Origin of the sequence: Pantoea sp. Lij88, assembly GCF_030062155.1 — a bacterium.
Lineage (GTDB): Bacteria > Pseudomonadota > Gammaproteobacteria > Enterobacterales > Enterobacteriaceae > Pantoea.
The window spans coordinates 1,627,610-1,651,660 of the sequence record NZ_CP118269.1 but is presented as its reverse complement, the minus strand read 5'-3'; the positions used below and the strand labels follow the sequence as shown (position 1 = coordinate 1,651,660).

The 24,051-nt window shown below is 52.8% G+C and carries 17 protein-coding genes, 1 tRNA gene and 3 pseudogenes; 8 read left to right on the top strand and 13 right to left on the bottom strand.

What is annotated here, in order from left to right; genetic code table 11:
• Positions 1 to 25: 25 nt before the first annotated feature.
• Entirely contained in the window at positions 26 to 1,246 is a 1,221-nt protein-coding gene (locus PU624_RS11380) for a glycosyltransferase family protein (protein ID WP_283547708.1), read from the top strand.
• 84 nt (positions 1,247 to 1,330) lie between these two features.
• Here PU624_RS11380 and PU624_RS11375 read toward each other — a convergent pair whose 3' ends face one another.
• From PU624_RS11375 to PU624_RS11355, 5 genes are all read right to left on the bottom strand, one after another.
• Positions 1,331 to 1,510 (bottom strand): YodC family protein, encoded by a 180-nt coding sequence (locus PU624_RS11375; RefSeq protein ID WP_283547707.1) that lies wholly within the window; start codon positions 1,508 to 1,510, stop codon positions 1,331 to 1,333.
• Between the two features lie 185 nt (positions 1,511 to 1,695).
• Positions 1,696 to 1,827: a hypothetical protein gene (locus PU624_RS11370; RefSeq protein ID WP_003854444.1), complete on the bottom strand. Its 132-nt coding sequence runs from the start codon at positions 1,825 to 1,827 to the stop codon at positions 1,696 to 1,698.
• Positions 1,828 to 1,860: 33 nt separating this feature from the next.
• Positions 1,861 to 2,772, bottom strand: coding sequence for a DUF808 domain-containing protein (locus PU624_RS11365; RefSeq protein WP_283547706.1), 912 nt, complete (start codon positions 2,770 to 2,772; stop codon positions 1,861 to 1,863).
• A 10-nt stretch (positions 2,773 to 2,782) separates the two neighbouring features.
• Positions 2,783 to 3,058 carry a hypothetical protein gene (locus PU624_RS11360; protein ID WP_283547705.1) on the bottom strand — a complete coding sequence of 92 codons (276 nt, stop codon included), beginning with the start codon at positions 3,056 to 3,058 and terminating at the stop codon, positions 2,783 to 2,785.
• Positions 3,059 to 3,110: 52 nt separating this feature from the next.
• Positions 3,111 to 3,590: a very short patch repair endonuclease gene (locus PU624_RS11355; protein ID WP_283547704.1), complete on the bottom strand. Its 480-nt coding sequence runs from the start codon at positions 3,588 to 3,590 to the stop codon at positions 3,111 to 3,113.
• Between the two features lie 190 nt (positions 3,591 to 3,780).
• On the opposite strand from PU624_RS11355, the gene dcm reads away from it, so the two are divergent.
• Positions 3,781 to 5,157: a DNA (cytosine-5-)-methyltransferase gene (gene dcm / locus PU624_RS11350; protein ID WP_283547703.1), complete on the top strand. Its 1,377-nt coding sequence runs from the start codon at positions 3,781 to 3,783 to the stop codon at positions 5,155 to 5,157.
• A 355-nt stretch (positions 5,158 to 5,512) separates the two neighbouring features.
• On the opposite strand, the gene PU624_RS11345 is transcribed toward dcm, so the two are convergent.
• On the bottom strand, positions 5,513 to 5,794 hold the full coding sequence (locus PU624_RS11345) for an Arc family DNA-binding protein (protein WP_283547702.1): 282 nt from the start codon (positions 5,792 to 5,794) through the stop codon (positions 5,513 to 5,515).
• Positions 5,795 to 5,866: 72 nt separating this feature from the next.
• Positions 5,867 to 6,571, bottom strand: coding sequence for a phosphohydrolase (locus tag PU624_RS11340; protein ID WP_283547701.1), 705 nt, complete (start codon positions 6,569 to 6,571; stop codon positions 5,867 to 5,869).
• 611 nt (positions 6,572 to 7,182) lie between these two features.
• Here PU624_RS11340 and PU624_RS11335 point away from each other — a divergent pair.
• The 3 genes from PU624_RS11335 (at position 7,183) to PU624_RS11325 (ending at position 8,985) form a co-directional block, all read left to right on the top strand.
• Positions 7,183 to 7,860, top strand: a complete 678-nt coding sequence (locus PU624_RS11335) for an ASCH domain-containing protein (protein ID WP_283547700.1) — start codon at positions 7,183 to 7,185, stop codon at positions 7,858 to 7,860.
• 172 nt (positions 7,861 to 8,032) lie between these two features.
• On the top strand, positions 8,033 to 8,806 hold the full coding sequence (gene mtfA / locus PU624_RS11330) for a DgsA anti-repressor MtfA (RefSeq protein ID WP_283547699.1): 774 nt from the start codon (positions 8,033 to 8,035) through the stop codon (positions 8,804 to 8,806).
• A gap of 103 nt (positions 8,807 to 8,909) precedes the next feature.
• A tRNA-Asn gene (locus PU624_RS11325) sits at positions 8,910 to 8,985 on the top strand.
• A 192-nt stretch (positions 8,986 to 9,177) separates the two neighbouring features.
• Here PU624_RS11325 and PU624_RS22235 read toward each other — a convergent pair.
• Positions 9,178 to 9,444, bottom strand: a pseudogene (locus PU624_RS22235) (LysM peptidoglycan-binding domain-containing protein); the annotation flags it as partial.
• Positions 9,445 to 9,590: 146 nt separating this feature from the next.
• Between PU624_RS22235 and PU624_RS11315 the strand changes: the two are divergent.
• Both PU624_RS11315 and PU624_RS11310 read left to right on the top strand, forming a co-directional pair.
• A complete protein-coding gene (locus PU624_RS11315) occupies positions 9,591 to 9,851 on the top strand; it encodes a GlsB/YeaQ/YmgE family stress response membrane protein (protein ID WP_283547970.1) in 261 nt (86 codons plus the stop codon).
• A gap of 58 nt (positions 9,852 to 9,909) precedes the next feature.
• A pseudogene (locus PU624_RS11310) lies at positions 9,910 to 10,062 on the top strand (SymE family type I addiction module toxin); the annotation flags it as partial.
• Between the two features lie 50 nt (positions 10,063 to 10,112).
• Here the strand turns inward: PU624_RS11310 and PU624_RS11305 are convergent.
• The 3 genes from PU624_RS11305 to PU624_RS11295 all read right to left on the bottom strand — a co-directional run bounded on the left by PU624_RS11305 (position 10,113) and on the right by PU624_RS11295 (position 11,319).
• Entirely contained in the window at positions 10,113 to 10,400 is a 288-nt protein-coding gene (locus PU624_RS11305) for a MafI2 family immunity protein (RefSeq protein ID WP_283547698.1), read from the bottom strand.
• Between the two features lie 12 nt (positions 10,401 to 10,412).
• Positions 10,413 to 10,871, bottom strand: coding sequence for a polymorphic toxin type 50 domain-containing protein (locus tag PU624_RS11300; protein WP_283547697.1), 459 nt, complete (start codon positions 10,869 to 10,871; stop codon positions 10,413 to 10,415).
• Positions 10,872 to 11,142: 271 nt separating this feature from the next.
• On the bottom strand, positions 11,143 to 11,319 hold the full coding sequence (locus PU624_RS11295) for a barstar family protein (protein WP_283547696.1): 177 nt from the start codon (positions 11,317 to 11,319) through the stop codon (positions 11,143 to 11,145).
• Positions 11,320 to 11,553: 234 nt separating this feature from the next.
• Here PU624_RS11295 and PU624_RS11285 point away from each other — a divergent pair.
• A pseudogene (locus tag PU624_RS11285) lies at positions 11,554 to 11,685 on the top strand (SymE family type I addiction module toxin); the annotation flags it as partial.
• A 781-nt stretch (positions 11,686 to 12,466) separates the two neighbouring features.
• On the opposite strand, the gene PU624_RS11280 reads toward PU624_RS11285, so the two are convergent.
• Both PU624_RS11280 and PU624_RS11275 read right to left on the bottom strand, forming a co-directional pair.
• Positions 12,467 to 12,913 carry a hypothetical protein gene (locus PU624_RS11280; protein ID WP_283547694.1) on the bottom strand — a complete coding sequence of 149 codons (447 nt, stop codon included), beginning with the start codon at positions 12,911 to 12,913 and terminating at the stop codon, positions 12,467 to 12,469.
• Positions 12,910 to 24,036: a hemagglutinin repeat-containing protein gene (locus tag PU624_RS11275; RefSeq protein WP_283547693.1), complete on the bottom strand. Its 11,127-nt coding sequence runs from the start codon at positions 24,034 to 24,036 to the stop codon at positions 12,910 to 12,912. Before PU624_RS11275 ends, PU624_RS11280 begins: the two co-directional genes overlap by 4 nt.
• Positions 24,037 to 24,051: the final 15 nt, after the last annotated feature.

Genomic DNA, 24,051 nt, shown 5'->3' with positions numbered 1-24,051 from the left:
CCACGGGTATTAAAAGGATGATGCGATGAGTGACTTTTATCAGAATGGCGTAATCACTAACTTCCACAACCTCACCCACCGTAGCGTGGAGTCGCTGGAAAAAGAGATGGTACGCTTTGCCCGCAAACGCAAAATGGGGCTGATCCTGCCATCGCTGTTTTCCGAACTTGAAGGCCCGGCGCTGACGAAAATCGTCGATGAGCTGGCGAAAGTGCCTTACCTGGATGAGATCGTGATTGGCCTGGATCGCGCCGACCGCGACCAGTTCCTGTTTGCCCGCGACTTTTTCTCCCGCCTGCCGCAACGGCATCGCATTCTGTGGAATGACGGCCCGCGTCTGAAGGCAATCGATGCGGAGCTGGATAAAGAGGGCCTGTCGCCCACTAACCCCGGTAAAGGCCGTAATGTCTGGTTCTGCACGGGCTATACGCTGGCGTCGGACCGCACCAGCTGTGTGGCGCTGCATGACTGCGATATCGTGACCTATGAGCGCGGCATGCTGGCCCGTCTGCTCTACCCGCTGGCTAACCCGGCGTTTCAGTATGAGTTCTGTAAGGGCTTCTATGCACGCGTCGCGGATGGCAAGCTCAATGGCCGCGTAGGCCGTCTGCTGGTCGGGCCGCTGCTGCGTTCGCTGCAGAAAGTCTATGGCCATTCAGAATATCTGGATTACCTGTCGAGCTTCCGCTATCCGCTCTCCGGAGAGTTCGCCATGCGAACGCATGTGCTGAACGGCATTAAAATTCCGGGCGACTGGGGTCTGGAGATTGGCGTGCTGTCGGAGATTTATCGTAACTACACCACCCGTCAGTCATGCCAGGTTGAGATCGCCGATAATTATGACCACAAGCACCAGCCACTGGCAGAAGATGATGGCACCGGCGGCCTGAAACGTATGAGCAGCGATATCGTCCAGTCACTGCTGCGTAAGCTCGCTACCATGGGCGTGCCGCTGACCAGCGACTCGTTCCGTGTCCTTAAGGCAACTTATTACCGTAATGCGCTGGATATGATGGAGACATATAACCACGAGGCGGCGATGAACGGGCTGAAGTTTGATCAGCACGTCGAAGAGGCGGCGGTAGAGATGTTTACCCAGTCGATTCTGGAGGCGGGACAGGCCTTTATTGAACGTCCTAACGATAAGCCGTTTATCCCCAGCTGGAGTCGTGTGCAGTCCGCGTTCCCGGACGTATTGCAGCGTATCTATCAGGCCGTGGAAGAGGATAACGACGGTAACGTCTGACACAGGCGGCACAGGGAGTGTGCCGGGCCACAGAGAAGCAGAAAGCGGGCCTGACGGGTCGCAGGACCCACAGGCCTGATGTTATCAGCTTGCCAGCTGCTGCGCAGGATTCAGGGCGCAGAGTTCATCGCTACGAAACGCTTCGCTGCGCACGGCATAACCGTCATACCAGCGGCACTCCACCATGCCACTCGCAAAGCCGGTCACTACCATCGTCTGTCCCTGTTCCTTGTGCTGCACTTCTTCACTGATTGCGAAAACCATGTTGCGCTCCTTAAATGGATGTTACTAACCTGAGTGATTATTGTCTTTATAGCAGGCAAAGCTGACCCTTGCCTGTTAAGGCACGCAAAAAAAGGGCAAATTCGGAATTAATCAGCTGGATATGCGGAAAATAAAAAAAGCGGATAAAAAAACTTATCCGCTTTGATGAAGTATTGACGTTGACGTCAGATTTTACAGCCTTCGCAATCGGCTTCGTCGCCGAGATCATCCGGCACTTCGCTGGCTTTTTTCTCTGCTTTCGCTTCAGCCTGCTCCAGCTGCGCGTCGATATCAAATTCAAACATGTCGTCGTTCATCGTCATTCTCCTGACCGTAAATCACAGTGCGCTTTATACCGATTTTCCGCGCACTCTGGCAATAAGGTTGACCACTAACAGCACGATCGACCCAATGATAAAACCGAGCACCAGGTTGGCGCCGTTGCTCAGCAGCATCGCGATCCAGCCACTGAAACCGCTGCTGACTTCCTCAATCAGATGATGCAGCGGCGCGATGCCATGCACCACGATACCGCCGCCGACCAGGAACATCGCGATGGTGCCGACGACCGACAGAATTTTCATCAGCCAGGGCGCGGCAGCCAGCAGCACGCTGCCAATCCCCTGTGCAAGGCGTGAGGTTTTTTCACGCAGCCAGAAGCCGAGGTCATCGATTTTTACGATGGCGGCCACGATACCGTACACACCAATGGTGACCAGAATCGCGATGCCCGCCAGGATAATCACCTGATTGAGCAGCGGCGCTTCCGACACGATGCCTAAGGTAATCGCGACGATCTCGGCAGAGAGAATGAAGTCGGTGCGTACTGCGCCTTTGATCTTCTTCTTCTCAAACTCTGCCGCATTCTGATTCGCCAGCGAATCGAGCCGCTGCTTGCGCGCTTCCGGCGATTTGCTCTGCTTGTCCTGCTGCAGCGTGTGCATCACCTTCTCCACGCCTTCGTAGCAGAGATAGGCCCCGCCGATCATCAGCAGCGGCGTAATCAGCCAGGGCGCAAACGCGGAGATAATCAGCGCCAGCGGTACCAGGATCAGTTTATTGAGGAACGATCCCTTGGCCACGCCCCACACTACCGGCAGCTCACGGTTGGCTTTTACGCCAGTGACCTGCTGTGCATTCAGCGACAGATCGTCGCCCAGTACGCCAGCGGTCTTTTTCGCCGCCACTTTCCCCATGACGGAAATATCGTCCAGAAGTGTTGCAATATCATCAAGTAAAGTCAGTAAACTGGTGCCTGCCAAAATCTTATCCTTAGTCTGGTTCGTTATGTTGACAACATGGGCAGCGCTCAATTTCCGTAACGGTCATCTCGGCGATGCCCTCACAATCCCACTCAACCCGCACCGCCTCACCCGCTGCTCCTTCAGCATGCAAGTATTTGCTGACCGGGCTTTCGGTCAGGCCGGTGATCTCCTCCGTGGCGATAAGCCTGTCGCCGCAGTAGACCCGCGCGGTCGCTTTGGTGTTTACCATCCGCTCGTCACGAATCTGGTAAAGGCGTTTTACCGTCAGTTTTATGCTGCTCATTTCAGGCTCCTGGCCACGGAGAAAGCGCCGATCTAACCAATTATGTCCCTGATTAGCAATCGGCGTTGTAATGATGGATGCCCTGATGGTCGACCTCGGCACTCTCCGACATCGCCAGCAGCCACTCCTCCAGCCGCTCCAGCAGGTCCTGATCGCCCAGGCGCAGCTTGCCGCGTAGTGCGCACTCCCAGATAATCAGCACTTTCCAGCCGCCCTCGTGCAGCTGGCGCACATAGCGCCGGTCACGTTCAACATTGCTGTTGATTTTTCCCGTCCAGAACTCGGTGCGCGTCGCCGGCATTTTAAACAGATAGCAGTGATGCCGATGCCAGAAGCAGCCATGAACAAAGATAATCGCCTGCTGTTCTGTCAGAACGAAATCGGGCCGACCCGGCAGATTTTTATCCTGCACGCGAAAGCTGAACCCCCGGTCTTTCAGCAACAGCGCAATACGTTGCTCAATGGCCGTATCCTGAGCGCGAATGGCACGCATATTTTTGCTGCGTGTTTCGCTGGAGTGAACATCAGCCATAACCTCTCCTTTTTTGCTGGTTCAGTAACTTTAGTCTGCGCCACGAAAAGCGAAAGCCGCCGCAGGACGACTTCGGAGCATGCGCCGCAAAAACAGAACTTTCCGGAGAGCTGTCGCAGGGCACATCCCGGCAATTTCCTCACAGCGTCTGGAGTGATAGCATAGGCACCTTACTGTTAAGGAAAAACGCATGCATCCCGCCGCCCTCGCTGAACCACTCTCTGCTGCACTTCCATCTGCTGATACATCTGAACTTTTTCAGCAGGTGCTGGCAATCTATTCGGTTCGTGATCTCACGGCCCGCCTGCAGCAGGCGGGATTCTCCTGCTGGACACCCGCCCTGCTGAACCGGATTCGACAGGGTAAAAGCGCCCTGCCGTCGCTGTGTGAGGCGGAGCTGTCGCTGTTGCAGAGTCTGCTGCCGACCCGACCGGCCCATTATGATAATCCTGAGTTTCGTTTTATCGATCTCTTTGCCGGGATTGGTGGCATCCGAAAAGGATTCGAGGCGATCGGCGGCAAATGCGTCTTTACGAGTGAATGGAATAAAGAGGCGGTTCGCACTTATAAAGCCAATCACTACAGCGATCCGCTGGAACATCACTTCAACACCGATATCCGTCAGGTCACGCAGCCGGAAGGTCTGACCAATGATGAAGAGATTTACCGCGCGATTGATGCCGCAATCCCCGATCATCAGGTGCTGCTGGCCGGTTTCCCCTGCCAGCCCTTTTCCCTGGCAGGCGTCAGCAAGAAAAATGCACTGGGACGCGCACACGGTTTTGAGTGTCAGGTTCAGGGCACGCTGTTTTTCGATGTCGCTCGTATTCTGGCTGCCAAGAAGCCGCCCTTCTTTGTGCTGGAGAATGTGAAAAACCTCAAGAGCCACGATAAGGGCCGCACCTTCGCCATTATCATGGAGACGCTGGATGAGCTGGGCTATGACGTGGCCGATGCCGGAGCCGGCAGCCCGGATGCCAAAGTGATCGATGCGCGTCACTTCCTGCCGCAGCATCGCGAACGCATCGTGCTGGTGGGGATTCGCCGCGATCTGAAAAAGCAGGATTTCACTCTGCGCGATATCCGCCGTTTCTACCCGGCGCAGGTCCCCAGCCTGCAGAGCCTGCTGGAGGACGCACCAGACGACAAATATATTCTGTCGCCGGTGCTGTGGCGCTACCTCTACCAGTATGCGAAGAAACACAAAGCGAAAGGCAATGGCTTTGGCTTTGGCCTCAACGATCCGCGCAATCTTAACTGCTGCGTGCGGACGCTGTCGGCGCGTTACTACAAAGATGGCTCAGAGATTCTGATCGATCGCGGCTGGGACAGCGCGCTGGGTGAAGCGGAGTTTCAGGATGCGGATAACATGGCGCGTCGTCCGCGCCGTCTTTCTCCGCGCGAGTGCGCCCGCCTGATGGGCTTCGATGTGCCAGGTCGCGAGCCGTTCCGCATTCCGGTTTCGGACACCCAGGCCTATAAGCAGTTTGGTAACTCGGTGGTGGTGCCAGTGTTTGCGGCAGTCGCGCAGCTGCTGCTGCCACATATTCGTCAGCTGAAGTCGTAATCGTTCTGAAATAAAAAATCCGTCTTGCGACGGGTTTCAGGCTGATGAAGAACTTACATCTGACGATTCTCACAGCAACAAATAAGCTCAACTCGCAGGGAACACGGTCAGAAGAGGAAAGCGTCCCGCGCCATGGACAAAAACGCTGGGAGCGTTTTTGAACAACGCAAAGCGTTGGCCCGTTTACGGGCGCACCTCAGGGATGAGGTGCGTAATCGCGCGGGCCGGGCATGCCATGAATGGCGGCTTTTGCGTCTTTCCGATCTGACCGTGTTCCCTGAGCAGGCACAGTGTCATAGCGAAACGGTCCAGCCTTTCTTCAATGCAAAAACCCGTCTTGCGACGGGTTTCTGTTTTATTTCTTCTTCTTGCTCTGCTTCTTCAGCAGCAGACGAATCTGCTTCAACTCGCTCGCGCTTAATCCAGCGTCCTTCACGTCAGTGGCCGCCGATTCCTCAGCGCCCTCTTCAGTGATGTCCTGATTATCAATTGCCGGATGTTGAGGCGTTTCCAGACTGGCCTGCAAACGCTGCACAATTTCCTGGCTCATTGAAATCTGGTTTTCCAGCGCCAGCTGTTTAATCGTTTCTTTAAGTTCAGGATCAATTTTAATCGTTAAATTAACAGTTTCGGTCATCGGGCAGCTCCTTTTTTGTTATCGCTACACGCTACCGGATGACCGTTTCGATTAACATACTGTCATAAAAATTTAATATTCGGTTTTCAAAGGCGTGAAGTCCCGCAACACGCCCTCATCCATTCCCACCAGATTGCCCTGCAGCTCGGCATAAAGCTTCGCCATATAGCGCACCAGGAAATCAGCGTTATGCTCAGCCAGCATGCGGCCGGTTTCGGTATGCATGGTTTCAGGCAGACGCAGCAGCTTCTTCTGGAAATGGTCCAGCGTCCACTTAACATCATTCAGCTCGCGATCTTTACCCAGCGGGTCCTGACTGTCGAACAACGGGCGATTCAGCGCTCCGGCGGTGTAGAAGACCCGCGCCAGCCCGATAGCCCCCAGCGACTCCAGCCGGTCAGCATCCTGCACGATTTTAGCTTCCAGCGTCTGAGGCGGTATACCGGCGCTGAAACTGTGGGTTTTAACGGCATGCATCACCGCATCAATCTTCTCAGCAGGGAAATCGAGAAAGTCCTGCTGCAGAATGCGCTGAGTTTCCGTTGCGGCGTAGGTCGAGGCGAGGTGACGTTCCGGATGGTTCTTCGGAAGATTCACCACATCGTGAAAATAGCAGGCGGTCAGCACGACCAGCGGATCAGCCGGTGTGCTCTCCATAATGCGCTGTGCGCTCATCCAGACACGCCGCAGATGGGCGATATCGTGCGCGCCGTCGTCGTGGACCCAGTTCGCCTGAAACCAGCTTTCATAGCGAGATTGCCAGAGTGTGAGTGACATAATCTATCTCCCTGTAGTGATCGACAGCAGATTCGCTGTCGCGATCAGTGCGCGAACGGCAAGCCATCATAGCGACTGGCTAATGACACTTTTTTTACAGTGCTGTTGAAAAGAGCGGCGCTGCCAGCGTTTTCGGGCAGAAAAATGAGATCTGGATCATCTGTATAGCATCTCTGTTACACAATAACCGCAATTTTGGCGGTTTTCAGCCTTTACTCAGTGAATTTCTGCTAAGAAAATTAGTTTAACAGCTGTAATGTTTGGCAGGCCCATAAACGATTATATGGACCCTGCTGAACTTTTTTTTGTCACGCGATTAATTGTAAAACTGTGCGCAATGACAGGTGAGAAAGTCTGAAAAGGTTCCTATTTTTATCGTTATAACGTACTGTATCCGGGCTGTTCGTCGCGTTCAGCCCGTTGTGTAAAAAGCGTTGGTGCGCTTTTTGCATTTTGGTGGTTTTTGATACCGAACGTGACAATTTTAAAGTGACTGTCAGCCGACAAATTATTAAGCAAAATGATTTAAAGCTTTTATGCTAACTCTCAGATGTGAAGCAAATGGATTTTTACAGCAGTAACCGGGTTCTACTAATAAAAAGAGGTAATCAATGAAAGAACGGCCGATTCTTTTTTCCGAACAGCGTGTTCGTGCCCTGTTGGTTGGCCAGCAAACGCAAACCCGGCGCATTATGAAAACTCAGGCTTTCGGTCCGGGACAGGATCATCATGAAGGCGTACACGCCTTCGATGTGAGTGCTAACCATCTGCATGGCTACAAAATGATGTCGATGACCGACATCAGCTACCAATGCCCCTATGGCAAACCGGGTGACATACTCTGGGTGCGTGAAACCTGGCGTGGCCCGATGGTGCCAGAGAGCGATCTGGCCGAGTATGAACGTGACCCGACGCCGTTCCGCCTGCCGGAGTATTGCCAGTATCGTGCCGACAGCAATGAGCTGGGACAGCATGCGCTGAGCACGCCGGAGGCCGAAGAGTTTGGCTGGCAGACCGCCATCCATATGCCGCGCTGGGCCAGTCGCATCAACCTTGAAATTACCGGCGTCCGTGCAGAGAAGATTCAGGACATCAGTGAAGATGACATCAGGGCCGAGGGCGTTCAGACCGATTCGCACTTCCTGAATAACTTCTTCACCATGAATGCCAACTCTGAATCACCCAAAGAGGCGTATCGCAAAGCCTGGGAAAAACAGTACGGCGCGACCAGCTGGGAAGTGAATCCGTGGGTCTGGGTCATTGAATTTCAGCGCATCGAACGCAACTGATGCATCAGCCCTGCGCTTTGCGGGTTGAATCACAGACAACGGTTGCGCTAACGGGTTGAATAGACAGCCTTCAGCCCTGCAGTCAGATAGTTGATGCCAGCATTCGATGCTGGCATTTTTATGTCTGGCGCGTCAGGATAGCGAAATAGACCGGTTCTGTGCGGGAGTTGCGATGTTTAAATGGCCCTGGAAAACGCATGACGACATGCTGGCTGCGCTGCCGTGGCAGCAGGGTCTGGCTCAGCCGGTATTCAGCCCGCTCAGTGATGCCGAACAACAGGCGCTGGTTGAACTGGCGAAGCGCTTTCTGCAACAGAAAAAACTGGTTCCGCTGGAAGGCGCACAGCTGGATGAGCTGCGCAGCGTGCGCATCGCCCTGCTCTTCTGTTTGCCTGTCCTGAAACTGGGTCTGGAGTGGCTGGACGGTTTTCACGATGTGCTCATCTATCCCGAGCCGTTCGAAGTTGACGATCACTGGCAGGATGAGCACGGACTGGTTCACAGCGCGCCCGCCGTTCACTCGGGCCAGAGCTGGACGCAGGGACCGGTAGTCCTCAACTGGCTCGATATTCAGGACTCTTTCGATCTCTCCGGTTTTAATCTGGTCATTCATGAAGTCGCACACAAGCTGGACGCGCGCGGCAGCGGTTATACCAGCGGCGTTCCGGTGATACCGCTGCGTGACGTTGCACAGTGGGAAAAGGATTTGCATGCTGCGATGGCGGAGATTGAGAGTGAGGTCGAACTGGTGGGCGAACAGGCTGCCACTATCGATCCCTACGCCGCCAGCGATCCGGCTGAATGCTTCGCTGTGCTCTCTGAATATTTCTTTACGGCCCCGGTTCTGCTGGCCGAACGCTTTCCCGCCATGTATCAGCATCTGCGACAGTTTTACCAGCAGGATCCGCTGACCCGAATTGCTGCTGAACCGGCTCAAACTGCTTAAATCACGATCGCTTTGCGTTAAAGCTAGCCAGTTGAATGATAATGTATTTTTTGCTGTTGACACCTTAGAGCGACGCCGTTAATATTCGCCTCGTTCAAACGATTCCTCTGTAGTTCAGTCGGTAGAACGGCGGACTGTTAATCCGTATGTCACTGGTTCGAGTCCAGTCAGAGGAGCCAGATTAGAAAAACCCGCTCAGGGAAACCTGAGCGGGTTTTTTGCTTTTCAGTGACCCCGATTTTTCGCCCTGCCTGATGTCACCTGAAATATCCTGCCGTTGCACAAATTTTCGTGATCAATACGACGGCTTAAAATGAAAAAAACCAGCCGGGCAATCTATGCACCAGCTGGCCCAAACTTCCGGCGACATATTATTCAGGAATGTTCAGCACCTGATCCGGCGCAATTTTGTCCGGGCTGCTGAGAAGATTTTTATTCGCCTCAAAGATTTTCGTATATTGCGAGGCATCATTGTAGAAATGATTAGCGATTGCGCTGAGCGTGTCACCGGATTTAACGGTATACGTGCGATTACCTGCTGCTGGGCTTGCAGGTTTATCTTCAACATTTTTAACTACAGCACTTAACAACTCATCGCCAATATTTTTAATATTATCCAGAATGCTCATCATCACTTTCCTATTGTTTCCGATACGTTTACTTAAATTAAAAAAACAGGATTGCCAGACAAATACTACGCGGCGTACGATACACCTGCTTTTATTTCATGAATTAAACCACTGTTCAACACGTTGTAATTTATATAAAAAGAAGGATGCAGATGATGGGTATTTTGTCATGGGTTTTGTTCGGCTTGCTTGCCGGAATTATCGCCAGATGTATTATGCGAGGTAAAGAACACATGGGCATTTTCATGACCATGATTCTGGGCATTATCGGCGCGCTGATTGGCGGTGTAGTCAGTACTGCTCTGGGTTTTAGCAATGTCAGTGGTTTCAATATATACAGCATTGCGATTGCCACCGTAGGTTCAATAATTGTGCTGTTTATTATTCACAAAATCAGAGCGTGCAAAAAGGCTTAACAAATCACTATTCAGGGGATAATAAAATGAGTTTACTGGAAACAGTGCTGGCAAAGAGGGATGCTGGCCTAATAAAGGTAAGTCGAATCCGCTGCCGCAGCTCACCATTAAATGCCGTTGGCTGGAAGCACTGTGCTTTACTACTGGGCAAAAGATCGAGGTGATCACCGGGCTGGGACAGCTAATCATCTGTCTGTCGGCTGAAGGATAACTAGCTGGCTTATAAAATAAAATCCCGGCACCAGGGCCGGGGTTTAGTGTTTATTCTTTTCTAAGATAAAGTAAAAAGCCATTGCATTTTATTGGCTCAGGATAATCCAGCCTTGTGACAACTGTATGAACAACTGAACTATCATCAAGATCAGCAATAATTTTGGTTTCTACTATGGAAGCATTTTCTTCATCATCTTCACTGATGATTCCATCATAAAAAAATTTTAAAGTAATGTCATCACCCTCCAATAGTGCCGATATTGCTCTAATATTATTAGTTATATTTCCAAGTAAAGCCCGCTGAGCAGACAGCTTAAAATAATCATTACTATTCATAAGAATCCTTCATCACTCTTCTGATAGTCTTGCTGGAACAATATGAACACCATTCTTTCGGTAATGGACTATTCCATTAGTCGTTGGAGCCGACACCCCTGTCTGTGGATCGATATAATTACCAATATTCTGACCATAATTAATTCTTTCCTTTGAACCTGGACTCCCCACAGGGAGATTGCCAACTTGCTGCCCTGTTCCTAACTTTGGAAGCAATGACTCCGCAGGAACAAAAAGTATACTCTTATTAAACCCTGCTTCAGATGCGATCTTATATTCATTTGTGCCGGGAATATGCTTATTATGCTGTCCTTTGTTAATGGATAATTCCGTCGCCTGATTTTGCAGGCGCAAAATAAAAAAATCGATTAACGCTGGGCAACGACAGGCAGTACTTGAACACAACTCGCAGATATTAAACGAAGTCTCCTGCCTCGAACATAGGATTCTACTTTTTATATGGAGTTCCATTAAGAAGCACAGCGACACGCGCCATCCAGACTCTCCCGTCACTAATGCGACCAATTTGAGCTCACCATCGCACCTGATGAGCTCAGTTTTGATGCTGGAAAGATGAGGATTTTAGGGCTTAGTAGCCAAGAACCCAGCCAACTGACCGGCATTATAATTACTTTAAGATATAATCAAATCTCTCAGACCAATTAAATTTAATATCTTGTTGTTTTGATTGCTCGAAGATCTGAACAATTCTATGAAAGCATTCACCAAGATATTGTTTAGATTACTCAGAGTTTATCCATATTATTGTTACTGGCCTTTCCACGTCATTACTTAGACGATCTCCAAGAGCCTCAAGATTAGTTCCATAATAAGGGCCAAAATCTAATAACTTAGACATAAACTTATGGAAGCCCTGCTCATTTTCTATTTCTGAACCATCTAAAATCATTTCATTCATACTCACTTCCACTTACCAATTGAAGTCGCAGTGCCATAGTGGTCAGTCGTAATATAAAGCAAACCATCATTTGAGTATAACAATCTTGTGCCTGGCTGGTTGCCTCTTGACATAATATTATTTAACCCTATATCAGCTTCTCGCCACACTCGACCCTGCACTGAAGGCAGGATGTTAGTCGAGTTATCAAAAATGTCCCGCCTAACTGGCCGCCAGGTGTAGTATTGTTTAATGCAGCCGAACCCGCTGCCACAACTGACCACTAAAGGCCGCTGGCTGGAAGCACTGGGATTTACGACCGGGCAGAAGATCGAGGTGATCACCTGGCCGGGGCAGTTGATCATCCGCCTGACGACTGAAGGGTAACTGACTCATAAAAGTAAAATCCCGGTTTGATAGCCGGGATTTCAATCAGTAAGCAATTACAGGATAATCACCCTGGCTTGTAGTGATTACATAAGATTCAAAGCCGTTGTTTTCTGGAACGATATATATATTGCTCTCGTTACCAAAGAACAATTTTAATATTTCACCATCTAGCAAAGAGCATAAATCAACCCTTTGATTAAGATATGAAAATAGGAGATTACTTGTTGATATATCCTCGCCATGCCCTACATGAAATGAGTTTTTTTCTCACATCTAAAGGGACACTGGATCAGTATGCGTGTTCCTGATGAGAACAGCAAAACCAACGACCCTATTCCAACTGTAACCCCAGTAAATATCGCCCCCTCAAATTCATGGAGTTCATTCTCAGTAATCATTTAACCTAACCTTTTTGGTGGCATCCTATTTGCAGGGAGTAGTACATGTGTTTCTCCTCGAGTACCAGTACCCCCCTGTAGCTGGATTTGTTGGTTGACCATTCTTAACGCATATCCAATATCCATTTTCTAGTCCCGGAACAGGCGTTGCTCCCGAAGGCATAACTCTTATATACGAACTATTAGGACTACCAAGATTCGTATTTGGTGGGTAATAGGGGCTTATTGAGCAGGTAGACCGTAGGTCGTCAGTATGGGTGGAAAGGGATGCAACTTGACTGCAGAAAGGATGCAAAAACAGTGCAATCAGGGCGCAACAGAAACTGAAAATACCGGCGCAAGAGTGCGCCGGATCTCAACCAAAGCAAAATACCCGATGATTAAAACTCTGGCAAAACCGAATGAACTGCTTTGAAAATATGAGTTCCATCATCAACGGCTGACGATGCTTCATATATTGCTTCGGTCGCTTTCATAAGCGAATTTTCTCCACCAGCTAAGGACAGCGCCGATACAGCACGAGCTTGACTAAACAACTGAAGACCATCTGGATTTAAGCTTTGTCCTTCATCCAGGTTGTCTTGCAAGTCAAAATACTTCTCATCTAACTGTGCAGCTAAAGCATCTAGCCCAGAAACCTGATCGGTTGTGAGTTTATTACCAGACTGTAGTTGCCTAAGAGACTCAACAACAATAGGCACATCTACTGGACAAGCCTGAAAAGCAAGTTCGCAAGCCACTTTTACAGCAACTCTTCGTTGCTCCTCGCTGACCAACTTAAGTTTTTCTACAAGTCCTTTCTCAACCATTTCTAAACGCATAATCATTTTTTAGCCTTTGGCAGTGGTTTTAATGGCGTTGACACATTGGCCCCTGTCGGCTCAATTACGTTCTGACATGATGCACAGACAGGACGTGTCGCACCGATATCAACAACTTTCAATCCGTTAGCGTTGGCATAGCTGACAATATCCGCTTCTGCATGGCCAGTTCCAACAACTACTTTTTCGCCTTCTTGCAAACTAACTCCAGGACGAAGATAGCCACGAGGTTCACTTGTACTGACCAGAACAGAGCGAACACCATTGGCATCCTCTACTACCGCAACACCCATAGTTATTCGGCCTTGAGAGTTCGCAGGTATTTGTGACTGAATTTCACTTACACGGCTTTGGATAAGGTTAGATGGGTTATCGTAGGCAAGACCACGCTCCAGAGACGTACCTGCGCCTTTAGCACCGCCAGCGATTATCCCGCCCATTCCCTTCACATCGCCATCATCATCCACCACTCCAATTCTCTTCGGAGTAAAAGAAATAATTTTTACAGGGCGATTGCCGTGCTCCAACTGGAATTCATCATCTTCATCATCACTTCCCAGCGTATTATTCTCAACCGCATTCTTCCCTGCAACCGCGCCCTGAATCCCACCCTCAACAGAACCAGATGCCACACCCGCAGACAACTGCGCTGCCAGCTGGCCGAGCGCACTGACAATCTGCTTCTGATCCTGCGTCAGGTCGCTGGTCTGCTTGCCGGGGTACATCGATCTGAGAATAGCTCTGGCCATCAGCTCGCCACCTGCAGCCCCCGCAGCACCCGCTGTTGCGCTGTTTCCTGCCAGCTGAGCCAGTACTGCACCCGCGACCGCGTGAGCCATGGTGTTAGCCAGGACGTTAGTCTGCTCCTGTCCGTCGACAAATGTACTGGTTGCGTGCTTAATTTTATTGGCGATATACGGTGCCATCCCACCAGCTGCGGCTGCACCCAGGTTACTTGCGCCAAGGCCACCCAGAACGCCGGTCACAGCTGCTGCTGCCATGGAATAGCTGCCGCCAGTGCCCCACTTTTCTGCAACGGCCCTATAGCCGGGATCATTTACGATTAGAGTGTTTAATTCCTCGTTTGAATAACCAGCAAGTTGCGGGTTTGCTTTAAGCAGTCTTTCTTTGGTCTCATTTTCAGCACTCTGCATTTTGTAGCTGCTGATATCGCCTGCTACACGTTGGCCCAGCTCCTGAATTCCCTGTGCGAACTCAAGCTTGCGTGAAACCTTATCCTTGTCGAATATCTTGTCGATATGGCCGTTGGCGTTATCGGTATCTCTGCTCAGGTCTGCGACGTTCTGTGTCTGAGCCTGACCGTTACGTACTGTGATGGTACCGTCCGCCACAGCTGAACGGGTGGTGCCAGATGCACTGCCATGGGTATTAGCAGAGGTGGGCATCGCACCGCCTGACATTTTATTATCTTCGTTACCCCCACCCATGCTGATGGATGAGCTACTGGCTTTGTAAGAAGCGTGGTTGTCGATGTCTGTCCAGCCCAGCGTGCCGGTGGAGAGCGCATTGTTCGCGGACTGCGCCGTTGATGCGATCACCGCGCCATTCAGTTGAGTGTGGTTGCCAACATAGATGTCATAGCCACCATTCCCTGCAAACAGGCCGCTCTGATCGCCGACGCTGGCGTACTCACTGTTCACTTTGCTCTGGCTCAGACTGAGGCCAGCGGAGCCGGTCATGCTGCCGAACGTGAAGCTGAAGCCGCCGCTGGCGCTCTGCTGTTTGCTTTGATAATCATCGGTATCCTGCAGGCTGGTCATCGTCAGATCATGACCAACATCAGCAACAATCCGATTACCCAGTGCCTGCGCGCCAGACAGCACCGTATCGTTACCGCTGCTCAGGGTGAGGTCATTGCTGGCGTTTACACGGCTGTTGACGTAATCGGTGGTTTTGCCGTTCTCCTTGCCGCTGGCCATAAAACCGCTGGCCTGTACGCCAATGCCTGTTTCTTTACCTATCGCAACATGAATACCGCCACTCCAGCCGGAAGCCTTATTGCTGCTTTTCTGTTCGGTGTTATTGGTTGCCGCCGTGAGATTGAGATCGTGCGCCGCTGCCAGCGTGACATTTTTGCCGGTAATGCCGCTGCCAGAGAGTGTAATATCACCGCTGCTGCCGTTAGCGCCGGTCGCCACCACCGCAATGTTGCCGCCGCCATTGAGCGAGCTACCTTTAACGGCATTGGCGTTATATTCCGATGAGGATTTACTCTTACTCGCGCCAACGCTGAGCTCAATTTTAATCCCTGCGTCACTCATATTGCCGTTTGCCATAGCCTGGCCAGACTGCATGGCTTTTCCGCCAGACATCGCCCAGCCACTTTCCAGAGCTTTTACCGCACCCAGTGCTTTAAGCCGACCGTCGCCGGCCTCACTGGCAGATTTTGCCTGTTCTCCAAGGCTTAATAAGGCATCGGTAATTGGGCTGGTAAGCTGGAGTGTTAAGCCGCTTTTCTTCTGTTCATAAACCTGACGACGACTGACAAGATCATTGCCCGTATCAATATCAACGGAACCGCCGACCACGCTGATATCTTTTTTAGCGATGACATCTGAGCCGCTAATGTGGGCATTATTACCGGCGATCAGCGTGACGCTACCGCCAGTGCTACCTACGGCGCTGGCGCTCTGGCTTTGGGTGGTGCCGTCGCGATTAAGCTGCTGGCGAGTAGAAGCGCTACCGAAGGTCACGCCGATACTTCCGCCACTCATCATGCCGCTCTTTTTGGTTTCTTTCAGGCTGTAGCTATGCTGCTCTTCGGTGGCCGCAGTGATCGCAAGATCACGTCCTGCCTTCAGTGCAACGTTGTTATCGCCTACCACGCTGGAACCCGTTACAGCCACATCACGTCCGGCGACGATCGCGACATTGTTACCACTTAACGCCGAAGACTGTTCAGTCGTGGCTGAGTTCTCATGAACTGTGTGTGTGGTTTTTTTAGAGAAAAGCTTTTTCTTAACTTTTGTATCTTCGTCGTAGTGATAATCGCTTTCGGTTGCCGTAGTGATAGCTACGTCGCGTCCTGCCTGGACAGCAAGATCGCCGCGCGCATCCGCTCTCGCCGCTTCCGCGACCACATCCCTGCCCGCTTTAACCGTCGTACTCCCACCGCTAGCAATTTCAGTGCCCTGCTGGCGTACCGACTCATTAATCTCAACCTTCTTACCCGATTTGTAGCTATTGCCAGAACCGGTTTCAGCCGCCAGCAGATTGACGTCACGCCCTGCCTGTAAGGTGACGTCTTTGTCTGCGGCAATGCCTGCCGCCTGGCTATTAATATCGCGTCCGGCCTGGAGTGCTAAATCGCCGCCACTGGTCAGCGTCGTGCGATCCAGACCGGTCGAATGGGTTTCACGTTTGCCCTTCACCTCATTCTGGCTGGTCGTCGCACTGTTGAGATTCAAATCGTTACCGGCTGCCAGCGCCGCGTTTTTACCGGCGTTGATGCTGCTGGCGGTAACGGTCAGATCGTGACCCGCCTGCATCGCCATGTTGCCGCCTGCGGCGATCTGGCTGCCGACCGTGTTGACCGTGGTTGTGCTGGTCGCATCAACCTTTTGCCAGCGGCTTCCGAAACCGGACTGCGCGCTGCCAGTGACGTTCTGATTACCGGTGATGGCAATATCATTCCAGGCGTTCAGCAGCAGATCGCCACCTGCTTTGAGGTTAGCGCCGGTGACAGCAATATCGTTGCCCGCCTTGAGGCTCAGAGAATCAAGTGACGTGATGCTCGCCGTTGGCCCGCTCAAGGTCTCGGTATAGGATTTCTTCGCACCCTTACCGTTGTCTGCATCCAGATGCCAGAGCTGCGACGTGGTCAGGTTGTTGATGTCACCGTTGACACTCTCCAGTGCCACCTTTTTACCGCTGATAGTCGAGCTGACGTTGTTGATATCGTTCAACGCGCTAAGTTGCAGATCGCCACCCGCATGGAGCAGACCGGCGTTGAGGTTACTGAGCGTGTTCTGGCTGTCGATGGTCAGATTGTTTTTGGCCATCACGCTACTACCCGTGTTGGTGATGTTCCCGCCTTTCAGCGTTACGTTGTTCCCCGCAATCACGCTGCCATCGCGCATTTCCACATCTTTTGTCGACAGATAGAGCTTCGGCACCATCACCGTTTCACCGTTGATCGTGGTGGCTTCCCACCAGACCATGCTCTTGTCTAAAGAGGCGAGTTGGTCAGCAGAGAGTGAAACACCGAACTGCAAGCCCAGCGACTGCTGCGCCGCTGCCGCGTTGTCCATCAGATAGCGCATCTGGGCGAGATCGGATCCCAGGCCATTGATGTAGCGGTTGCCGGTCTGGTTCAATACCGCATTGCTGACATAACGGGTATCAAATGCCGCATCGCCGAGAAAACGATAATCATAATCGGGCTTCAGGTTCAGCCGACTCAGCATGTAAGAGGAGCCGAGGAATGCATTCTCGTCAGTGTACTGAGGGCGGGTTTCCTGTAATGGCGTGGTAGCAGGCTGTTTGCCGAGTTTTGCGTTCAGCTCGCCGAACAGACTCTGATCCAGCTGTCCCAGACCGTTGAGTTTGGGGTTAACGGTAATGAGATAGCGGCTATTGGTGTTCGACGCGACAAAGTAGCCGTTCTGACCAGAAGGTAACGGATAGGCGCTGATATCAACCTCAGCGGCCTTGTAGTTATGAAGCGACGCAGGCCCCTGAGCAGCGCTTGTCAGGTTGATGGCTTTACCCAGTGCCGCGTTGTTTTTACCCGCCGCAGCATATTGCGTCAGCGGTGCACTGCCCTGTGAAGCGCTCTCCAGCGTCCCTGCGCCATTAACCTGCTGCAGTGCATTCTGGAGCTGATCGCGCCATTGCGGCGTATTGATTGCGGCTTTGTCGGCGGTGGCCAGTTGCTGATGCGACTGCGCGCCAGCGGTGCCTGCAGCGGTTAAGCCGCGTAAAGCGGGGGCAGAAAGCGTATTACCACTCCAGCCGGCATTCGCAGTGGTGCTGGTATTACTGATATCGCCGCTGAAGTTAGCGGAGACATTGCCGCCGGCCTGGATAACCGACCGGTATAACTCTCCAGGGGTAAAACTCGTCCCTTGATCTGAAAGTGTATATGTTATTGATTTTACTTTAGGCTTATTGCGAGAGCCGGTAGTAGCATAAGTCTGTTGATAACCGTTTTCACTAGTACTTGTATATAGATGTGCGTAATCAAACAGTATCCCTTCATACTTATAATTAAAATAAGTATTTTGTGTCCCAGCCTGCCAGGATTGGTTGTTCAATTGATTTCCAGAGAGAGAGATATCCCTCTGCGCCAGAACATTACTGGCCTGATTATCAAACGAACCTGCCCTTATATTAATATCACGTCCTGCGGCTATGCGAGCTGCACCACCATTACTGGTGACGTTTATAGTAGTGCTAGATAATGAAAAATTCTTACTCGCGGCTTCTTTTGTTGGTACGTAGTAATAAGCTGTTGAAGTTTTACAACCTTGCCCATTTTTACCCCATGAATCACATGTTTTCCTTGAGTTTACGAATACCCCGTATTCCTCTGGTTTAAATTCAGAGATTGGAACCTTTATCAGGTCTACGCCTAAGCCCGTCTGGTTTGAAGCGCTATGCGTTTCAGAAACACTCAACCCATCCCTTGTATTCAGCAAATGCCCCGTATTAATCGTGATATCGCCGTTCTGCGACTCAATGGTGCCAGAGGTATTAATTACTTCGCCATTCGCATTGCCTGCTGCATCGCGCTGCATCCACAAGCTGTTACCGGCCAGCACGTCGCCGCGCTGGTTTTTAATACTGTTGGCAAACAGAGAGAGATTACCCGCCGCGTAGAGCAGCGCGGTATTAACAATACTGCCCGGTGCGCTGAGGGTCAGATTGCCCAGCGTACCCGTGAAACCGCCCAGGGTGATATCGCTACGGCTGGCTAAATTGATATTCCCGCCGCCCTGCAGACTGCCATTACCGTTCATGGCGATACGATTGCCACTTAACGCGCTGTCACCTGTTCCCGTGGTGAGCTGACCATTATTGGTGAGATCGCCGCCTGCACTTAGCGTCAGCGCGCCGCCCTGCATCGTGCCCTGGTTGTCTATGGCACCATTACTGCTGACGGTGAGTCGCCCGCCCGCCGCCAGAATATCTCGACCGGTAAAGCCATTAGCGATTTCCAGCGTGGCGTTACCCAGCGCCACAACCTGCCCGCTCTGGTCAAAGCCGTTGCTGTGAACCCGCAGGTCGCCGCCGCTGAACAGGCGACCGCTGCTTTGCTGACCAACCTGAGCGGCCATCACGCTTAGCCGGTTGTTACCCAACAGCGTGCCGCTGTTGTTTACCTGCTGATAATTAACCTCAAGGTTACCGCCCTGGGCTGTGCCCTGGTTGCTGAAGCCATTGCCGGTCAGCGTACCCTGGCCGTCGGCCAGCAGCGTACCGTTGTTGCTGGCATGGGTCGCATTGAGAATCAGCTGCGACGCCTGTAACCAGCCGTTGTTATTCAGCTGCGGCGTATTGAGAGTCTGCGCGCCACCCGACAGCCACCGGCCTTCATTTTGCGTTAAGCCGGTTATCGTCGCGACACCGTTGCCGTTACCCTGAATCAGGCCATAGTTGAACAGTTCTGGCCCGGTCAGCGTCAGAGCGTTTTGCGTGATCATGGCGCCGTTGCCGCCGTTGGTAATGCGTCCACCAGCATTAACCAGCAGGCTATTATCACCCTGTAAACGTCCGTTGTTATCCACCGCGCCCGTGGTGATCTGCAGGTTGCCGCCCTGTACGCGTCCGGCATTATTGAGCGAGGATGACTGAAGCGTCAGCCTGCCCGCGCTGAGCAGCGTTTTATCCTGCTGCTGGGTCAGTGCACCATTAAGGTCAACCGACAGCGAATCAACACCGGTCACGGCGCCATTATTGTTTAGCGTGTCGCCCTGTAGCGTCAGGTTTCTGGCAATCCATTCGCCCTGATTGGTCAGTGTCAGTGCCTGCAGTGCCGCAGTGCCATTCGCTGAAATCTTGCTGCCCGCGCCCGCATCAAGGCGATCCGCCAGAATCAATTGCAGCGCATCTGCACTCTGGATCGCGCCATTATTGGTCAGCTGTCGGGCATTGAGCAGGATCTGCTGACCCTGCCAGCTGCCGTTATTCACAACGTCATCACCGTTGATGTTCAGCGTGCCCTGGGTCAGCAGCGATCCGCCCTGATTATTAATCAGCTGACGTGATGGCGCGGCCAGCGCCGTGAGCAGCATTCGCCCGGCCATCTGTGGCATTGCTGCAAACGTTAATGCCTGCAGACCGATCAGGCTGCCCTGATTCATGACGCTGGCCGGGGTAATGGTCAGGGTTTTACCCTGAACCGATCCGCTGTTATTCAGCGCAGCGCCGTTCAGCGTCATCGCCCCTTCACTGAGCAGTGAGCCGCTGTTGTTCAGTGTATTAGCCACGATCTGCGCACTATCCTGGCTCATCAGAGAGCCGGTGTTATGCAGCTCATTGCTGACGCTGACGTTCAGGTCTTTGCTGCCCAGCAGCGATCCCTGATGCAGCCAGTTGTCCGCGTTAACCGTCGTCTGCTCGCCCTGCAGCACACCCTGGGTGTTGAGCTGGCCCGCATTGAGCGTCAGTATTCCTCCGCTCAGCGTTTTGCCGCCGGCAGATTGCGTGATGTTATCGGCCTGAGCAGCCAACGCCGAGCTGCCCTGTAACAGACCGTCGTTGTTCAGGCTGGTGCTCTGCAACCCCAGCTGGTTCGCCATTATTTTGCCGCTGTTGCGCAGCGTAGTGGCATTCAGGTCGCTATTGCCCTGACTGACCAGCGTGCCGCTGTTGATCAGATCGCTGGCGATGTCAGCGCGCAAGCCGCTGATGCCATTGATGCTGCCGCGGTTATCGAGAGAATCCAGCGTGAGGTCGAGTTGCTGACCCTGCCAGCTGCCATCATTGGTCGCGCTGCCACCCTTAACGCTCAGCCGATCGCCGCTCAGCAGTTGCCCATTATTGTGGTTGAGTGTCTGAGCAAATCCGAGATCCACCAGCGCGTCGCCCTGCAGCAGCCCGCTGTTTTCCAGCGTGTTGCCGCTGGCGCTGAGTTGCCCGGCTGCGATCTGGCCGCTATTCGTGAGGGTTTGCGCATGCAGATCGGCCTGATGGCCGGTCACGATCTGACCCGTTCCGCTGTTATTCAGCGTATCGGCAATCTGAAGATTGAGGTCATCGCTCAGCAGACGTCCGCTGTTGTTGAGACGGTTACCGTTGACCGTCAGCGCACCGTTAACCTGCAGCAACCCGTCGTTATCCAGCTGATCTGACGTCAGCGTCAGCGGACTCCCGGCGATTAACTGGCCATCATGGAGGTTGTGGATCTGCTGATGATCGAGCGTTAAGGTGCTGTTGCCCTGCAGCAGACCCGCGTTACTGAGTACTGGCGCATGCAGGCTGAGGTTATCCGCCGCCAGGGTGCCCTGATTATCAATCTCCGCTGCCTGCAGATTCATCTGCTGCTGGCTGAGCAGACTTCCGCTGTTCGTCAGCGCACCGTTAATCACAGCGTTTAAGGCTTTGCCGACGCGAACTGTGCCGCCGTTCTGCAATGTCCCGGCGTTTAACGTCATCTCCCCGGCCTGCATGGCACCGTGGTTTGTCAGTGAAGTGAAGTCACCCTTCAGCGTACCGTCACTCAGCAACTGGCCGCCCTGCTGATTGTCCAGCTGGTTACCTGCCAGCGTAATCTGCTGATTACCCTGAATCAGGCCACTGTTAATCATGTCGCCACGCAGCGTCAGCGCCTGGGCAATCAGCCAGCCGCTGTTATCGGTGTGGTTCGCTTTCAGCGCGATGCCCTGCTGTCCCAGAATTTTGCCGCCATTGTCCAGGGTGCCGCTTTGCAGATCGGCGTCGGCTTCGCTCAGGGCATTGCCGCTGTTCTGCCAGCGGTCAGCCTTCACTGTCAACTGTTTACCCTGCATTAGTCCGCTGTTGTCCAGCGTCTGCTGTTGCACACTCAGCTGGCCCGCGCTGAGCAGCGTGCCGCTGTTGGTCAACGCGCTGCCCTGCAACGATAATGCCTTATCGCCCTGGACCGTCCCGCTGTTAGTCACCTGGCTGACATCACTTTTCAGCGTTCCGGCAGCCATCGTTCCCTGATTGTTCAGCGCATCACCCTGCAACCGGAGCTGATCATCAGCCAGCAATTTACCGCCCTGCTGATTATGTAAATTTTTGAGGGTGGTGTTCAGGCTGGCAGCGTTGATCTCTCCGCTGTTATTCAGCTGTTCGCCAGAGACCGTCAGTGTTTTGCCGCTGGTGATCAATCCGCTGTTATTAAGCTGGGGCAGCGCAAGCCCAAAATCGTTATCGGAGCTGATCGTGCCCGCAGCCAGGTTATCCAGCTGTCCGGTATTGAAAGAGAGCAGCGTATTGCCCTGAACCAGGCCGCCATTACTGATTTGACCGGCGGTCAGGGTCAGATTGGGTGCGATTAATGACCCTGAGTTCCGCAGCTGGGCGCTGTTCATAATCAGGGCGTTCTGACTGCTGATGGCTCCCTGATTTTCCAGCCAGTTACGCGCGGTCAGTTGCGCGTTCCCCCCGGCCGAAAGCGAGCCGTTTTGTTGCAACGTATCGCTGTTAATCACGACTTCGCCATTACTCACCATCGCGCCGCTGTTATTCAGGATTGGGGCATCGATTTGCAGACGCTGACCGATCAACTTGCCACTGTTATCAAGGCTCCCGCTTTGGATGTTCAGGTCGCCGCCACTGATTTCATCGCGGTTATTCAGCAGTCCACTGACTACTACCGTATTTTTACCCTGTGCCAGCAGCTTACCGTTCTGTTGCAGGGTGTTAGTGCGAACCTGCACGTCCCCATTACTGGCCAGGCTGCCACTGTTAGTGATCTGTGCAGCCTGGATATCGAGTGTTTTTGCTGCGGCGAGTTGCCCGGCATTGTCCAGCTGAGATGAGGCAGAGAGCTGTAGCGCGTCTACCGCACTACCGCTGCTGCTGTTATCAACACTCTGGCTGCCACTGTTGAGCCGCACATTCTGGCCCGCTTTTACGCTGCTGCCTTTGAGCGTGATACTGCCCTGACTGTTGAGATCCAGTGAGGCGTCGCTGCCCAACGAGGCTCCATTTAAGGCGATATCCTGCTGCGCAGTCAGCGCGACGTTGCCGCCGGCTTTATGTTCTCCCTGCAGGGCGATGCTGCTGCCTTTTGCATTCAGCGTGCCGCTGGTCAGGCTGTTGTTGATGCTTAACCGACCCTGCGCATCCAGCACCATATCGCCCTGGCGGGCATTGAGGTTGCCGAGATTAACGCCCACGCCATTTTCGCTGGAGACCAGATGGATGCGGTTTGCGTACATGCCGCCCAGCGCGCCGGTATCCACGGCGACCGATGGCGCAGCCCCCGCGCCCGCAATGGGTGTCACGCTGCCATCAGCACCGACCCGGTTTGCGCCCAGCGTCACATTGAGATCTTTGGCATGAATGCCCGCGTTGATTTCTGTTGCGCGCGCGATGATCGAGACCGCATCAGCCTGGCTGCCATCCAGCCCTTTACCCTCAATGCTGATGGCACCCTTCGTCACTTCCAGCGATTGCAGATTGCCCTGTGCATCCAGCTGCGGCTTACCGGTAGTCAGCGTAACGTTGGGCGTATTGATAAAACCGCAGCCGTTACAGGTAATGCCATAGGGGTTGGCGACCATAACGTTTGCCGCTTTACCCGCCACTTCGGTGTAGCCCTGAAGCTGGGAACGGTTGGCCCCGACCACCTCGTTGATGATCGCCCGGGCTTCCTGCCCCGCTTTCAGATTCGGGTTGTTCTGAACGAGTCCACCCAGTTGTGTCTGCGTCAACCGGCCGGTTGCGTTATTCAGAATCAGCCCTTCCTGGCCGACGTTGTAATTCTGATACTGGTTGTGTGACAGGCCTGACGCATTCGGCGTCGCGATGTTGATGACCGGCACGCCATTACCGGCAGCATCGACCTGAGTACCCTGTGTTACAGGCGTTATCGCAGCCGAAAAGGCGGGCAGCAGGGGCTGAAAAGCGATCATCGAGCAGATGAGATAGCTCAGGAGACGACGCGGCAGTGAAAGCGCTAATTGATCATCCATAATCGGGGCCTTTTT

What these genes read in the sequence shown, in the direction of transcription:
- PU624_RS11380 (WP_283547708.1), top strand. Translation starts at nt 26, where the DNA reads ATGAGTGACTTTTATCAGAATGGCGTAATCACTAACTTCCACAACCTC.
- PU624_RS11375 (WP_283547707.1), bottom strand. Translation starts at nt 1,510, where the DNA reads ATGGTTTTCGCAATCAGTGAAGAAGTGCAGCACAAGGAACAGGGACAG.
- PU624_RS11370 (WP_003854444.1), bottom strand. Translation starts at nt 1,827, where the DNA reads ATGAACGACGACATGTTTGAATTTGATATCGACGCGCAGCTGGAGCAG.
- PU624_RS11360 (WP_283547705.1), bottom strand. Translation starts at nt 3,058, where the DNA reads ATGAGCAGCATAAAACTGACGGTAAAACGCCTTTACCAGATTCGTGAC.
- PU624_RS11355 (WP_283547704.1), bottom strand. Translation starts at nt 3,590, where the DNA reads ATGGCTGATGTTCACTCCAGCGAAACACGCAGCAAAAATATGCGTGCC.
- dcm (WP_283547703.1), top strand. Translation starts at nt 3,781, where the DNA reads ATGCATCCCGCCGCCCTCGCTGAACCACTCTCTGCTGCACTTCCATCT.
- PU624_RS11345 (WP_283547702.1), bottom strand. Translation starts at nt 5,794, where the DNA reads ATGACCGAAACTGTTAATTTAACGATTAAAATTGATCCTGAACTTAAA.
- PU624_RS11340 (WP_283547701.1), bottom strand. Translation starts at nt 6,571, where the DNA reads ATGTCACTCACACTCTGGCAATCTCGCTATGAAAGCTGGTTTCAGGCG.
- PU624_RS11335 (WP_283547700.1), top strand. Translation starts at nt 7,183, where the DNA reads ATGAAAGAACGGCCGATTCTTTTTTCCGAACAGCGTGTTCGTGCCCTG.
- mtfA (WP_283547699.1), top strand. Translation starts at nt 8,033, where the DNA reads ATGTTTAAATGGCCCTGGAAAACGCATGACGACATGCTGGCTGCGCTG.
- PU624_RS11315 (WP_283547970.1), top strand. Translation starts at nt 9,591, where the DNA reads ATGGGTATTTTGTCATGGGTTTTGTTCGGCTTGCTTGCCGGAATTATC.
- PU624_RS11305 (WP_283547698.1), bottom strand. Translation starts at nt 10,400, where the DNA reads ATGAATAGTAATGATTATTTTAAGCTGTCTGCTCAGCGGGCTTTACTT.
- PU624_RS11300 (WP_283547697.1), bottom strand. Translation starts at nt 10,871, where the DNA reads ATGGAACTCCATATAAAAAGTAGAATCCTATGTTCGAGGCAGGAGACT.
- PU624_RS11295 (WP_283547696.1), bottom strand. Translation starts at nt 11,319, where the DNA reads ATGAATGAAATGATTTTAGATGGTTCAGAAATAGAAAATGAGCAGGGC.
- PU624_RS11280 (WP_283547694.1), bottom strand. Translation starts at nt 12,913, where the DNA reads ATGATTATGCGTTTAGAAATGGTTGAGAAAGGACTTGTAGAAAAACTT.
- PU624_RS11275 (WP_283547693.1), bottom strand. Translation starts at nt 24,036, where the DNA reads ATGGATGATCAATTAGCGCTTTCACTGCCGCGTCGTCTCCTGAGCTAT.